Here is a 13987-nt window from a genome sequence, read left to right as displayed (position 1 = left end):
TCGGTAGTCGATTAGCCAATTTAAACAGTTAACCGATTAACCAATTTCAACAATTAACCAACAAAACAAGATGAATAACGATAAATTTGCTTTACCTTTTTACTGGAATGATTATGAAGACATTGCCATGTCTTTATATGAGAAATTCGGTGATGATTTTACAGAAGCCAGGATCTACCGCGTTCGCTTTACCGAACTTTTAGAATGGGTTTTATCTTTGCCTAATTTTAAAGGAACCCGTGAAGAAAGCAACGAAGGCCATTTGGAGCAAATTCAATCTGCCTGGGTTTACGAATGGAGAGATAACCAGTAATTTAGTTTGGAGTAAAGAGTTTGGAGTCTAGAGCCCCATTCTACTCTTAACTCCAAGCCCCAAACTCCCAGCTAAATATGTTTCTTCAGAAATTAAAAGAAATCACCACTTTCATTTTTGACGTCGATGGTGTGCTTACAAATGGATCAGTTCAGGTTACTGATAGCGGTCAATCTTTACGCACTTTTAACATTAAAGATGGTTATGCCCTGCAGCTGGCCGTTAAAAAGGGCTATAATGTTTGCATTATATCTGGTGGCGATGGTATCGCCATGGGAAAGCGTTTCTTAAATCTGGGTATCACCGATGTTTTCCTGGGCACAGGAGATAAGGTAGCCGTTTTTAATCAATATCTTCAGGACAAGAATATCACTTCAGGGGAAGTGCTTTACATGGGCGACGATATTCCTGATTTAAAAGTGATGAAACTGGTAGGCCTTCCAACCTGTCCAGCCGATGCTGTGGAAGAAATAAAAGCAATATCCACATTCATTTCTCCTTACAAAGGCGGCAAAACTGCTGTGCGTGATATTATCGAGAAGGTAATGAAAGTGCAGGGCAGATGGTACGACGAAAACCCAAATGCTGCCGATTCAGGAAAATAGATTGATCAACCATTGTTAACTTCAATTTGATCATTACAAAGGTAGAATGACGCTGCCGTTATAAATCTCTACATCCAAAATTTGCAATACATCACATTATAAACGAAATTTGTTTAATTAATTTAATCAATCGATTGATTAAATTGTGTTTTAAAAACATAATTTTTATGATATGAGTAATTACCTTGTACCTGTCGATTTTTCCAAAACAGCCGATCATGCTGCGAAATATGCAGCGAGATTAAGTTTCGCAATGGCGAACGCTAAAATTATACTGCTTAATGCTTATTATGTTTCGACATACGAAAGCATCCTGCCGACCCCGGATTTAATTGTCACCACAGACGAAAATATTGCTGATGAAACGACACGCAGGCTTGAAGCGCTTGAAAAACTGAAGTTAGAAATGTTGGAGATTAATACAGATGCGGAAATTGAGGTTTCTTTAACGAGGGAAACCATATTGAGATCAATCATCAATCGGGTTAATAAGGAAGAAATAGATTTGATTATTATTGGCAGCAATGGAAAAAAAGCCAAAGATGAGAGTGATATAGGTTCTAATGCCATTAAAATCTCCAAATCCAGCCCTGTGCCGGTTTTGGTCGTACCGCCTAAAGCCGATTATCATTCTATCCGTAAAGCTGTTTTAGCCTGCGATTTTAAAAAAGTTAAAGAAGTAATGCCTGTACAGTCGCTAAAAAATATTTTAAGCAAACACGCCCTAAAACTTCTGGTACTTAATATCAACTCTGGCCAAGCTATTGACTTGCAGGAAGAACATATTTTACATGAAATGTTAAAAGATTTTTCACCGGATTACCATTACGCCGATCATCCGGATACCATTAAAGGAATTATAAAATTTGCAAAAAGCGAAGAAGCGCAGTTGATCATTGCACTTCCAAAGAAATATAGTTTTTTTGAAAGCCTGTTGCACGAAAGTGTATCACAGAAGTTAACTATTAAATCGCACGTACCCGTGTTGTTGTTAAAAGACTAACTTTTTTGCAACAGCTAAGTTACATGGTGTCTTTAAACTTTCATTTTCTTATCCACTCCAATTAACTCAATTTGAACCAAAAATAACAAAAGAACAAAATGAAAAAATTAATGATGATTTGCGGACTAATGCTAGGTATAGCGGGTTTCGCTAATGCACAACAAGGTGGTGGGCCAGGTAGAATGATGATGAAACCTGAAGAAAGGGTAAAACTGATGGATGAAAAGTTAAAGTTATCTGATGATCAGAAAACGAAACTCACTGCTGTTTTTACCGAGCAGGCCGAAACCATGAAAAAAATGCGCGAAGAAATGCAGGGTGGTGGCGATCGGGATGCAATGAGAGAGAAAATGCAAAAAATGCGTGCTGATAATGATGCAAAAGTAAATGCAGTATTAACTGATGATCAGAAAAAGACTTACGAAGCCTGGCAAAAAGAACAACGTGCTGAAATGGAAAAACGTAGGCAAGGTGGTGGAAATAACTAATCCTGGTAAAATATCAAATAAGAAAAGCGGCTTTATGTCGCTTTTCTTATTTTAGCAGAAAAATAAAATATGCCAGTTCAGTTTCCGCCAATCATTTTAGCCTCTAAATCGCCCCGCAGGCAAGAACTTTTAACACTTATGGGCTTAAATTTTAAAGTTGAACTGAAAGATGTGGACGAAAGCTATCCCGGTGATTTAAGCCCGGCAGAGATTGCGGTTTATATTGCTGAAAAAAAAGCAAAAGCCTTTACAGCTGATGGCGAAATCGTGATCACTGCTGATACCATTGTGGCCTTAAACGGTGAAATTTTGGGTAAACCAGCGGATAGGAAACATGCACAGGAAATGTTAACTAAGCTATCGGGCAGTAAACACGAGGTTTTTACCGGGGTAACGCTTGCCAGGGAAGGCCAGATCCATTCATTTTATGATCGTACCATAGTTTACTGCAGGGCCGTTACAGCCGCAGAAATTGATTTCTATATCGATCATTATAAACCTTTTGATAAGGCGGGTAGCTATGGCGTACAAGATTGGTGGGGTATTGTCGTAGTGGAACGCATAGAAGGCTCGTATACAAATGTAATGGGCTTGCCAACAGAAAAGCTTTATAATGAACTCCTGAAGTTTATTTAAAAAGCCTTTGTGGAATACTCCTGAAAGTTTCATCATCTATGAAATTAGGAGGATGAAAAACAAAATTATCGAAGTTACCATACCAGAAGCCTGTACAGAAAACTGGGATGAAATGGGTCAATGCGAAGGCTTTAGATTCTGTAAAGCCTGTAGCAAAAATGTAATTGATTTTTCTGGTTACACCAATACCGAAATCATCAATGTATTGGCAAATGCAGGCTCTGCTGTCTGTGGTCGCATGAGCCAAAGCCAGTTAAACCAGCTCAACTATCGTTTAACCATTGTTCCAACAAAAAATAGAAACTGGATGAAATACCTGTGTGTATTGGCTATTGGTGCAAGTGTTTTAAATCATAACGCAGAGGCAGCAATAGTAGTAAAACCTGTTGAGCTTTTTAGGACAGCTTACAATCCACAAAAAGAAAAAGCCGAAGAGCCGGTAATTTTGAGAAAAGTTTACGGATTTATGTTTTCGAGTCATAACAATGTTCCGATTGCGGGTTTAAAACTTAGGTTGAAAGGCACAAACCTTACCGCAGTAACCGACAAAAACGGGCGTTATGAATTTAAAATAAATGACAATTTATACTGGAAATATAATGAACTAATTGCTGAAGGAAGCGAATACCTGGTAACATTTAACTTAGATTATAAAGTTGTTAAGCAAAAGGATTATTATCCATATAAAGCAGAATTTACCATTTTAGGCAAGATTGCTGTATCCTACAAATAGCTTGATATCAGTTAAAATATGATTGAAAAAGGTATAAATATAAATTGCGCTCTTATTGTTAATGGTCTATAATTAAATTATAGATCATTTTTTACATCATGCTGGCAAGAATCCCCATTTTTAAATCATAGGAAGAGAGTTTTAGCCGGCTTATTTTAGCTCTGCCCAATACATAATTCGTAATTAAGGCCGCTATAACGATCATATCAACCCTTAATGGAATGATACCTGGCATTTCTACGCGCTGCTGGTGTGTAGAGTTGATCAGCTTTAATGAAACATCAATATAATTATCATAGTTAAACAGGTACGTTTTTAACTGCTCAACGGTGATATTTTGGTGATGCTTTCCGGAAACCAATTCGGCAAATGTTTCAAATGCACCGGCTGAGCCAATTAACATTTGTGGTTTATATTTTTCGCAGATTGCGAAAAGATCTGTCAGTTGTTGCTGGATGTGAAAAAGGATGTGCTGTTTATCTGTATCGGAAAGAGGATCAGAATTAAAGAATTTTTGCATTAACCTTGCTGCACCGATGTTATAACTTTTCTTCCAGATTAATTTTTCGCTGTCGCACAGAATAAACTCCACACTGCCGCCACCAATATCCATAATTAATGATGGCTCCTGTATAGCACCGCTCAGTTTTACGCCTTGATAAATCAGTTCAGCCTCCTCATCACCGCTAATTATTTCGATCTTTATTCCGGCCTGTTCTTTTACGGCATTAACAAAATCTTTCCCGTTTTCAGCGCTCCTGACGGCTGATGTTGCCGTTGCCCTCACCAAATCAACCTGATAGTTAATAATGGTTTTGCTGAAATCTTTAAGGCAATCAATTCCCCTTTTAAACGCTGCCGGAATGATCGTGTTATCGTTGATTCTCCCTTCTCCTAATTTGACAGGTACATTGGTTTTATATAAAATTTCTGGCTGCTCTTCTGCCGTTTCAGCAATGAGTAGGTGGAAGGTATTGGTTCCAAGATCGATAACGGCAACACGCATATTTTTTGTTTTATTTTTTGGAAAGCAGTTACAGTAATGCTTCGGTCCTGATAGTCCTGCTATCCGTTAAATTTCGTTAATGTTCGTGCTAAATTAAGGTTTAGTAAAGCGAAATACCACTACTATCAGGTTTATTTTACGTGGGTTTGTGGGTTTCAGGCAAAAATAGCCGGGCACCTTCTAAATTGCTGCTTTATTCATATGATCGAAGGAGCCAAATAGTAACATCTAACTCCACAAACAGGCCTATTTCACTAAGTCTTGCAATTGTTTTGCATTATGCAATGCCCCAAAACCCCAGGTATTGTTAAAATAAACAAATACTTCATTACCATCATTAATCTGATTTTTGAATTCCTTAATTGTGTTCAGATCATATTCAGATTTGTACAATACCGGTTTTCCGTGAAAACGGTAATAAATAGTGTCTGTATTCTGGATTGTCTCGTCTGGCAGGGCAGAAGGATAACTCTGTCCGCTAAAGGTAATATTGTTTTTTGCTAATTTTTGATAAATTTCTTCATCAAACCAACTGATGTGACGAAATTCTACCACATTTTTAAAATCGGTTTTTAAATTTTCAATTAATAAATTTAACCGTTCCACATTGTAATCAAACTTTGGTGGAAACTGAAAGAGTACACAGCCTAATTTTTGCTTTAGTCCGGCTTGAACCGTCTCGTAAAAATCAATTAAGAGTTGTTGGCATTCATGAAGCTGTTTGTAATGTGTAATTATTCTCGGGACCTTAATCGTAAATAAAAACTCATCCGGACTTTCCTCGTACCACTTACTGAACGATTTTTGAGTGGGCATTTTGTAAAAAGTGGAATTAATTTCTATGGTGTTAAAATGCGAACAATAGTATTTAAACCAATCTTTTTGTGCCAGGCCTTTTGGATAAAAAACCTCTTTCCATTCACGGTAATAAAAACCTGAACAACCAATTCTCCATTTCATATGTAGAAAACAGGCTTTAGAGAGAAAGGTTTATAAGCCGTTAGATATAGCCATAAAAAGGGCAGAACTGATACCAATATAAGCAGATAGTTTTAAATAAATATTGTTTTTTTTACCTGTAAAACCTAAAGTAAGATTGATAAGGAAGTAAAATACAGATACTGTAAATAGTCCTACAGTAGGATTGTGCTGACCTTTCTGATACGTAAATTTTTCTGATGGTGCATCAAGAAAAACCATACCGGCTAAGGGTAAAAGCCATCCAACAACAAAAATTATAAATAGTGTCCAGGCAATGGGATGCTTTTTAAAGGCTTTGCAAAATTCTTCCATATTCATTAATACCCTCTTGCCGTTTTAGTAACCTTAATCGTAATCAATTTAAATAATTGGAAGACAGCAACAAGATATCAAAATCATAAAACTCTTGATTTTTTACAGCTTTTTGGTTTAAAAATTGCTTTGATCGGGGATCAGATTTATGAAAACAATTTATACAATGAAAACGATCTTAAAATTAACAGCGCTTGCGCTTACCCTTTCTTTTACGGCCTGTAAAAATGATAAGAAAAAAGACGATAATGCTAAAACTGCTTACGCCGAAGCAGATGAAAAAGATGTAAATGCCATTATTGAATATAATAATGTAATGGTAAGTTTTACCGATAAAAACAACGATTACATCAAACGTATCGAAAATAACATCGTTAAAATTGAAAAAGGGCTGCAAAATCCAGGCGATCATTTTGCTTTCATTGGTTTAATCCAGCCTTTTTCGATACCAACAATTAGCAGCAACAAGCTAAAGCCTGATACTCCCCCTAATGCGCTAAATAAAGATGATCAGAAATTTTTTAAGGAAAATGTAACCGCGATGACCAGTTTATTGGATAAGATCAAAGAAACTTACAAATCTTTAGATGAATACATCAAGGCAGAAGACTGGAAGGATGATAAAGGGACTAAGGGAAAGACCTTGGTAGATTCTATTTACAGCATGGGTAAAAAGTACTATACATATGATGATTTGGTTTTGGCCAAGCTAAACCTGATCGGAGATGATGCAGAGCGGGTAATTTTAAAAACGCATCCCTTAAAGGAATATATATATGCGCTGAAGGACGACCGTAGTGCGACCGCTGCGTTTACCAAATTAATGGCAGGCACTAAAAATTATAAATCCATAGAGGCCAGGGCTAAAGCCGCTTATCAGGCCCTTGAGGAACAGCATCAAAAACATGCTGCTATGGCTGCACCAGATGCAACAAAATATCCTGGGAAGGATGGCTATTTTAAAAATTTTAATGAACGATTAAATGACTATTTAATTGCTGCACGAAAAATGATGCGCGATGCTTCCGCTTCTGGTCAGCTAACTGATTACAATATCGAAGAATTGGTTCGCCACCAGGATAATATGCGTTCTGCTTACAACAATTTTGTGGATTAGCTTTTAAAAAAGATTGGGTAATAAATCCTGCTTCCTGATAACTTTGTTATGTTATCGCTAGATTACACTGAGCTTGAAGAAAAATTTAAAACTCTTAAAAATGAAGTTAAAGCAAGCTACGAATGATAAACTCAGATAGGATGGTCGTCCTCTCGATCGGGCAATGCGGAGTGGAGAGATCTTTGTACTGAGTTATCCAACGAATTTAAAAGCTTTTGCTTCGCAGCGTGTTCCAGCTTACAATAAAACTTTTAGAAATAATTTAAAAACAAAAAAGCCGATGCTAAAAACATCGGCTTCTCCATTATATTGGATTAATTACTCAAAGTATTCTTTCATTCTTTCGAAAAAGCTCTTATCATTTTTACCTGGCTGAGGCTTAAAGTTTGGCGATTCGCGTAATTTCTCCAGAACATTTCGTTCATCGCTGCTTAAAGCTTTTGGTGTCCAGATGTTGATATGGATAATCTCATCGCCTCTATGGTAAGAATTAACTTCTGGTAAACCTTTGCCTTTTAAACGCAATAATTTTCCGCTTTGGGTACCAGGGTCGATTTTAATTTTGGCTTTACCATCAATGGTTGGTACTTCGATGCTCATACCTAAAGCAGCATCAACAAAACTTAAATGCAAATCGTAAACTACGTTATTACCTTCGCGTTTTAAGGTTTCGTGTGGAATTTCTTCAATTAAGATAATTAAATCTCCCGGAATGCCACCATTTGGTGCCGCATTTCCTTTGCCGCTCATGCTCAGTTGCATACCTTCACTTACACCCGCAGGGATATTGATGGTAATGGTTTCTTCGCCTCTTACAACACCGTCGCCATGGCATACATTACATTTGGCAGTAATTTGCTGGCCGCTTCCGTTACAGGTAGGGCAGGTAGATGCAGTTTGCATCTGACCTAAAATGGTATTGGTTACCCTGCGTACCTGGCCGCTGCCACCGCAGGTGCCACAGGTACTTACAGACGATTTATCTTTTGCTCCGGAACCGTCGCAGGTTTTACAAACGATCAGTTTATTAACCTTGATTTTCTTTTCTGCACCATGGGCAATTTCTTCAAGCGTTAATTTAACTTTGATGCGCAGGTTAGAACCTTTAGCTACTCTACGTCCGCCACGTTGCTGGCCACCGCCGCCGCCACCAAAAAAGCTCTCGAATGGGTTATGGCCACCAAAAATATCTCCAAAATTACTGAAGATATCATCCATGTTCATGTTTCCACCGCCGTAACCGCCCGAGGCACTGCTGCCTACACCGGCATGGCCAAACTGATCGTAACGCTGTTTTTTTTCAGGGCTGCTTAACACTTCGTATGCTTCTGCAGCTTCTTTAAATTTATCCTCAGCAGCTTTATCTCCCGGGTTTTTATCCGGGTGATATTTGATCGCCATTTTACGGTAAGCCTTCTTAATCTCGTCAGCACCTGCGCTTTTGGTTAAGCCCAATACGTCGTAATAATCTCTTTTACTCATCTTTTTTTATAAAATGATTGAATGATTGAGTGATGGAATGAAAGAATATCAATTCAATCATTCAAATTCGGTCATTCAATAATTATTTTTATGCTCCAACTACTACTTTCGCGAAGCGGATCACATTATCATTTAAGGTATATCCTTTTTCAACTTCGTCTATAACTTTACCCTTTAAATCTTCAGTAGGGGCAGGGATATTGGTAATAGCTTCGTGGAAATCCGTGTTAAAAGGCTGGTTAATGCTTTCTACATCTTTTAAGCCTTTCTGTGCTAAAGTACTTTTCAATTTATTGTTCACCAACAAAATACCCTCTTTAACAGGAGCCACTTCCGTAGCGCTTTCCATTGCCTTTAATGCGCGGTCAAAATCATCTAAAATAGGTAAAAGCGAAACAATTACATCCTTACCGGCAGTTTGTAACAACTCTACACGCTCTTTTTGTGTACGGCGTTTGTAATTGTCGAATTCTGCATATAAACGCAGGTATTTATCGTTAAGCTGTTGAACCTCCGCCTGCAATTTCTCTTCGGCGGTTAATTCCGGTGCTTGCTCAGTCTCATTTGCGGTGGCATCAGTATTTTCTACGTTTTCCGTAGCATTTTCTGATGTGTTTTCAGGATTCATTATATTTTCTTCTTTATCGTTATTTTTCTTCTTATTAAACATAATATAAGGCTGAATTTTTTTGTGTTAATCTCAACTATTTTGCCATAAACGTAAATCAGCCAAGCTGTCAGATTTATGGATGATTATCTGAACAGATTGGCTGATTAGCTGACGGATGTCAGAATTTTTATGCTATTTGTGCATCTTCATGTACTATGCCATTTTCGCATTTGATGATGCGTGAAGGAAAAGTGCGGATGATGTGGTAATCATGTGTGGCCATTAAAACTGCCGTTCCGGCCTGACTGATCTGTTTTAAAAGCGTCACGATTTCTTCGGAAGTTTCTGGATCTAAGTTCCCCGTTGGCTCATCTGCAAGGATAATTTCCGGATCGTTAAGCAAAGCCCTTGCAATTACAATACGCTGCTGTTCACCACCAGAAATTTCGTGTGGCATTTTTTTGATCTTAGAACGCAGGCCTACTTTGTCCAAAACATCTTTAATACGCTCGCTAATCAACTTTTCGTCTTTCCAGCCGGTTGCTTTAAGTACAAACTCAAGGTTTTTTTCTATAGTCCGGTCGGTAAGTAACTGAAAATCCTGAAAAACAACCCCTAACTTACGACGTAAAAATGGTACCTGGCTTTCTTTAAGGTTTTTAAGATCAAACCCCGCGATATTGCCATCGCCATTACCAATATGCAAATCGCCGTATAATATTTTAAGCAGGCTGCTCTTTCCAGAACCTGTTTGGCCGATCAGGAATACAAATTCATCTTTTTCGATGTGTAAATTTACATTGGAGAGGACTAAATGTTTTTGTTGAAAAACATCAACATTACTTAAATGAATTACTGAGTTGCCTGCCATATTATATTTCTAATTTTGCAATCTGCCCGAAAGGCAAATCTTTAACCATTTCCATAATGTATTCTTGCTTGTCGCCAAGTCCCAGTTTTTCCAGCGATTTATCAGGTCTGTCTACCCTAAAATAAGCTAAAAGTGTAAACTTGTCATCTCTTAGCTGTACGTAATCCGGAATTTTGGCTATGCCTTTGACTTTTACGATATACATTGTGCCCAAAAATAGCATTTCCAAATGATAAGCGGAAGTTTGAATCCTTTTTTATCTGACTAACATAAGCCACCCTGTGTAGGTTTGAAATTTTTCATTTAAATAAACCGAATAATAATACACCGCAGGCGGAAGGTCTTTTCCGTTCATTTTGCCATCCCATGGTTTAAAAGGGCCGGTACTTTGGTACACCACGCTGCCGTAGCGGTTAGTAATTTTAATTTTGGGGTTTGGAAATAATGCCGCTGCCGGGATATTCCAGGTATCGTTTACGTTGTCGCCATTTGGAGAAAAAGTATTTGGAATAACTACTTGTGGATAAACGGTTATATTTACCTCGTCGCTACTGCTGCTACAGCCTGATTTGGAAGTGGCCTGTAAGGTATAGGTGATATTGCGTGGTGGCGTGGCAATTGGATTCAGTTTAGTAGGGTCGTCCAGATAGCTGGCAGGTGTCCATGTATAAGTGACATCGCCTGATACTTTCCCATTTAAGGTTATTTTTTGTCCGCTTACGATTTCTTGGTCAGCACCAGCATCTGTCGTCGCATTTTTATTGACCTTTACCGTGATTTGTGCGGTTTTGGAACATGCACCTTGACTAACAGTTACTGTATAGGTAGTAGTTTCGGTCGGGGCAGCAATGGGATTGGCGCTTTTGCGATCTGAAAGACCATTTGCCGGCGACCAAAGATACGCCGTTCCACCTGATGCACTTAATTGCACTGATTTACCTTCACAAATGCTAATTTCCTGAACATTTGTGCCAATCGATATCGGGTCATTGACCTGTACATGGGTTATTGCATTTAATGAACAGCCATTTGTAGTGACGGTAACGATGTATTCACCTTCCATGGCTTTAGTTGCATTGATGATTGTTGGGTTTTGGGCTGTAGAGTTATAACCGTTTGGCCCTCTCCAGTTATAGCTTGTTCCTCCAGATGCCTGTAACTGAATATTGTTGCCTACGCAGAATGGGCCAGAATTATTAGCTTCTGCAAGGGGTAAGGGAGTTACGTTTACGGTGATGGGGTCTGAAACTGCTCTGCAGTTAACTTTGTCTATATTACCGTTAATGGCCGTAATTAAACGATATAGATAAGTACCTTTAGGCTGGTTTAAAAAGTTGATGGTTGCCTGCTTTGTTGTCGCCCCAATGATATCAACCCAACCGCTACCTTTGTTTTCCTGCCATTGATAAACCGGATTGATATACTCCGGCAAAATATCAGCGTTTACTATAAAGCTTTGGGTGTTTCCCTCGCACATATTTAGTGATGTATCATCCAGGTTAAAAAAAGGTGTGATGTAAGGACCACAGGCCTGTACCGTAATGTCATCCAAAGCAAAATCGTTACCGCTGTCGGTAGAGGTATCATTAACGAGTTGCAGGGTCACAGTAGAGTTGTTTCCGTTGCTAAAATCAAGCGTGTATTGGTGCCACGTCCCATCTGCTGTTACATTGCCGGTTGATGTATTGCCAAGGAAGTTACCATTGGGGTCAATCACCTTTAAAATCATCTTTGGAGGTGGGGCATTTGCTGCTGCTGAGTTGGTGTTCAGTACCCAGATCGATAAACGCAAAATTGTATTTGGGCAAAGATTGTCCATTTTCTGTTCGAAAAAAACAGTAGGGGTCGAAATGCCATCTATCAAAAGCATTAAGCCATTGCTATCTCCGGTATGGTCTGTATGGTGCTGCCAGTAAATGGGGTAGGGATTGTCAGGTGTAGCAGGCGTTTTAACTAAGCCCGACTGGTTTGGTGCTAAAGCTCTTGGGTTTTGCCCCGGAGGCCCCTTAAAAGTGGTAAAGGTAGTTGCACCCGGAGCATATTGTGCTAAGGGACCATACCAGTTATCCGCATTGTTGCCCTGCCCAAAAGTCTGGTTAATTAAAGGTTGTCCGAAAGTGCCGGTACATACCTGCGCCCTAACAAAATTCGCAAAGATCACGATATAAAGAAAGGATAGCGCTTTTATTAAAGGATACATTGGCTACGTCAAGTCAACACGCTAATATCCAAATAAAAAAAGTGTAATCCAATTGCTTATGGCAATCAATTTAGCGAGTTTAAAAAACTGATGGTATTTACATTATCCGCATAATCCCAAAGTTTTGGGTGCTGGCTTTGGCCAAAATCAAAACTCATAATGTTTATTGGCGATTTGGTAACCACACACTGAATATCTGCTGTTTTATCATTCAGTTTATTTTCTACGTCTTTCAGGTTTTCGTATTCTTCATAGTAAAGTACAGCCAGTGGCGAAGCTAAACTCTGATCTTCTTTTAACAGCAAAAAACCATTATCAAAATGTTTGGCAGCATTTACCAGATAAATGGATTTATTGTAATCGTAATTATTCTGATATTTGAAATGGTTAATAATGGGCTGAAAACTTTCTATGCCCTCGTAGAAATTAGCAATCTCATATCCTTTTGGAAGATACAGCTTGGAAACATTTCTGCAGCCCAGTCCAAAATAATCAAAAATATCGTTTCCCAGGCTTTGGATTTCCTCTTTAGTTTCTGTACCATCTAAAACTGCTACACTATTTCTGTTTTTCCGTATGATATTGGGCACTTTACTAAAATAATAGTCAAAATACCTGGATGAATTATTACTTCCGGTAGCAATTACAGCATCGAAATCTTTTAAGCGTTCCACGTATTCAATGTGATCTGCAAAAGCCGGTTCAATATTGATCAATTCAGCAAGAACAGTTTTAATCAATTGATCATCTGAAGACGAAAGTTTGATTAAGGCTATGTTCCCTGTCGCTAAAACGCATAAAACATCATGTAGGCCCACCAAAGGAATGTTTCCTGCTAAGATCAAACCAATCTTTTTTGGAGATGTATTGAATTGAATTGATTTGAACCAAAGAAGCAAATCGGTCTCATTTAACATTTCTGCAAATGATAGGATAGACTTTTTAATATTTTCTTCAGTGAACCATGCATTAGCGTTTCCGGCACTATAAAGTATATTTCCTAGTATGTCAGCAGGGCTTGTAAGCTTTTGGCCGAGTTTACCGAATGCAATTATTGCTTTTTCTTGAGTTAATGCTGACATATTTAGAATTATTATTAATGGATTATATCTTATATTTGCAGGCGCAAAGGTAAACTAAGCAAAAGAATTAGACGAAAACATGGCAATTAAAATAACAGATGAGTGTATAAATTGTGGGGCATGTGAACCAGAATGTCCAAATAACGCGATTTACGATGCCGGAACTGCATGGCGTTTTTCTGATGGTACGAATTTAGAAGGTATCATTGATTTTGGTAATCAAAAAATTGAAGCTGATGCTGCTCAGGAGGCAGTTTCAGATGAGGTATATTATATCGTATCCGATAAGTGTACTGAGTGTAAAGGTTTTCATGATGAGCCACAATGTGCGGCAGTATGCCCGGTTGATTGTTGTGTAGATGATGAGGATATCCGCGAAACAGAAGAAGAATTATTGGCTAAGAAAGCCTGGTTGCACCAGGAAGGATAGTCTTGACCAGATATTAAGAAGGAAGTCTCGCTTAAGGTGAGACTTTTTTTTATTTATGAAGTTTTGGTTTGATGCTACAGGCCCCACTGGTTTGCCAGTCATCTTGACTGTAGCCCAG

The 13987-nt window shown here is 38.3% G+C and carries 17 protein-coding genes; 8 read left to right on the top strand and 9 right to left on the bottom strand.

Annotated elements, in window-relative coordinates; all coding sequences use genetic code 11:
* The first annotated feature begins 70 nt into the window (after positions 1 to 70).
* The 6 genes from iscX (at position 71) to DV942_RS05515 (ending at position 3778) form a co-directional block, all read left to right on the top strand.
* Entirely contained in the window at positions 71 to 313 is a 243-nt protein-coding gene (iscX, locus tag DV942_RS05540) for a Fe-S cluster assembly protein IscX (protein WP_090981895.1), read from the top strand.
* A 77-nt stretch (positions 314 to 390) separates the two neighbouring features.
* Positions 391 to 918: a KdsC family phosphatase gene (locus DV942_RS05535; RefSeq protein WP_145855925.1), complete on the top strand. Its 528-nt coding sequence runs from the start codon at positions 391 to 393 to the stop codon at positions 916 to 918.
* A gap of 172 nt (positions 919 to 1090) precedes the next feature.
* Positions 1091 to 1921 (top strand): universal stress protein, encoded by an 831-nt coding sequence (locus DV942_RS05530; RefSeq protein ID WP_145855923.1) that lies wholly within the window; start codon positions 1091 to 1093, stop codon positions 1919 to 1921.
* A gap of 98 nt (positions 1922 to 2019) precedes the next feature.
* Positions 2020 to 2409 carry a Spy/CpxP family protein refolding chaperone gene (locus DV942_RS05525; RefSeq protein WP_090981903.1) on the top strand — a complete coding sequence of 130 codons (390 nt, stop codon included), beginning with the start codon at positions 2020 to 2022 and terminating at the stop codon, positions 2407 to 2409.
* A gap of 69 nt (positions 2410 to 2478) precedes the next feature.
* Entirely contained in the window at positions 2479 to 3045 is a 567-nt protein-coding gene (locus DV942_RS05520) for a Maf family protein (protein WP_090981905.1), read from the top strand.
* 52 nt (positions 3046 to 3097) lie between these two features.
* A complete protein-coding gene (locus tag DV942_RS05515; RefSeq protein WP_145855921.1) occupies positions 3098 to 3778 on the top strand; it encodes a carboxypeptidase-like regulatory domain-containing protein in 681 nt (226 codons plus the stop codon).
* Between the two features lie 91 nt (positions 3779 to 3869).
* On the opposite strand, the gene DV942_RS05510 is transcribed toward DV942_RS05515, so the two are convergent.
* From DV942_RS05510 to DV942_RS05500, 3 genes are all read right to left on the bottom strand, one after another.
* Positions 3870 to 4784: a Ppx/GppA phosphatase family protein gene (locus DV942_RS05510; protein ID WP_145855919.1), complete on the bottom strand. Its 915-nt coding sequence runs from the start codon at positions 4782 to 4784 to the stop codon at positions 3870 to 3872.
* A 246-nt stretch (positions 4785 to 5030) separates the two neighbouring features.
* Positions 5031 to 5744: a DUF72 domain-containing protein gene (locus DV942_RS05505; protein WP_145855917.1), complete on the bottom strand. Its 714-nt coding sequence runs from the start codon at positions 5742 to 5744 to the stop codon at positions 5031 to 5033.
* 30 nt (positions 5745 to 5774) lie between these two features.
* On the bottom strand, positions 5775 to 6083 hold the full coding sequence (locus tag DV942_RS05500) for a hypothetical protein (protein ID WP_134203921.1): 309 nt from the start codon (positions 6081 to 6083) through the stop codon (positions 5775 to 5777).
* Between the two features lie 160 nt (positions 6084 to 6243).
* On the opposite strand from DV942_RS05500, the gene DV942_RS05495 reads away from it, so the two are divergent.
* Positions 6244 to 7194, top strand: coding sequence for a DUF3829 domain-containing protein (locus tag DV942_RS05495; RefSeq protein ID WP_159435211.1), 951 nt, complete (start codon positions 6244 to 6246; stop codon positions 7192 to 7194).
* Positions 7195 to 7512: 318 nt separating this feature from the next.
* Here DV942_RS05495 and dnaJ read toward each other — a convergent pair whose 3' ends face one another.
* The 6 genes from dnaJ to DV942_RS05465 form a co-directional block, all read right to left on the bottom strand.
* On the bottom strand, positions 7513 to 8676 hold the full coding sequence (dnaJ, locus tag DV942_RS05490) for a molecular chaperone DnaJ (protein WP_145855915.1): 1164 nt from the start codon (positions 8674 to 8676) through the stop codon (positions 7513 to 7515).
* Between the two features lie 88 nt (positions 8677 to 8764).
* A complete protein-coding gene (locus DV942_RS05485; RefSeq protein WP_090981921.1) occupies positions 8765 to 9346 on the bottom strand; it encodes a nucleotide exchange factor GrpE in 582 nt (193 codons plus the stop codon).
* 127 nt (positions 9347 to 9473) lie between these two features.
* Positions 9474 to 10157 carry a cell division ATP-binding protein FtsE gene (locus DV942_RS05480; RefSeq protein ID WP_090981923.1) on the bottom strand — a complete coding sequence of 228 codons (684 nt, stop codon included), beginning with the start codon at positions 10155 to 10157 and terminating at the stop codon, positions 9474 to 9476.
* A 1-nt stretch (position 10158) separates the two neighbouring features.
* The gene (locus tag DV942_RS05475; RefSeq protein ID WP_057932355.1) at positions 10159 to 10362 is read right to left on the bottom strand and encodes a hypothetical protein; all 204 of its coding nucleotides are present in this window, start codon (positions 10360 to 10362) and stop codon (positions 10159 to 10161) included.
* Positions 10363 to 10413: 51 nt separating this feature from the next.
* Positions 10414 to 12357, bottom strand: coding sequence for a gliding motility-associated C-terminal domain-containing protein (locus DV942_RS05470; protein ID WP_145855912.1), 1944 nt, complete (start codon positions 12355 to 12357; stop codon positions 10414 to 10416).
* A 65-nt stretch (positions 12358 to 12422) separates the two neighbouring features.
* Entirely contained in the window at positions 12423 to 13439 is a 1017-nt protein-coding gene (locus DV942_RS05465; RefSeq protein WP_090981927.1) for an acyl-CoA reductase, read from the bottom strand.
* A 79-nt stretch (positions 13440 to 13518) separates the two neighbouring features.
* Here DV942_RS05465 and DV942_RS05460 point away from each other — a divergent pair, with 79 nt between their 5' ends.
* Entirely contained in the window at positions 13519 to 13869 is a 351-nt protein-coding gene (locus DV942_RS05460; protein ID WP_090981929.1) for a 4Fe-4S dicluster domain-containing protein, read from the top strand.
* The last annotated feature ends 118 nt before the right edge of the window (positions 13870 to 13987 follow it).

The organism is Pedobacter suwonensis, assembly GCF_007833675.1.
Classification (GTDB): domain Bacteria; phylum Bacteroidota; class Bacteroidia; order Sphingobacteriales; family Sphingobacteriaceae; genus Pedobacter; species Pedobacter suwonensis.
Note: the sequence above shows the minus strand (reverse complement) of the source record. Positions and strands in the feature narration are given on the sequence as shown.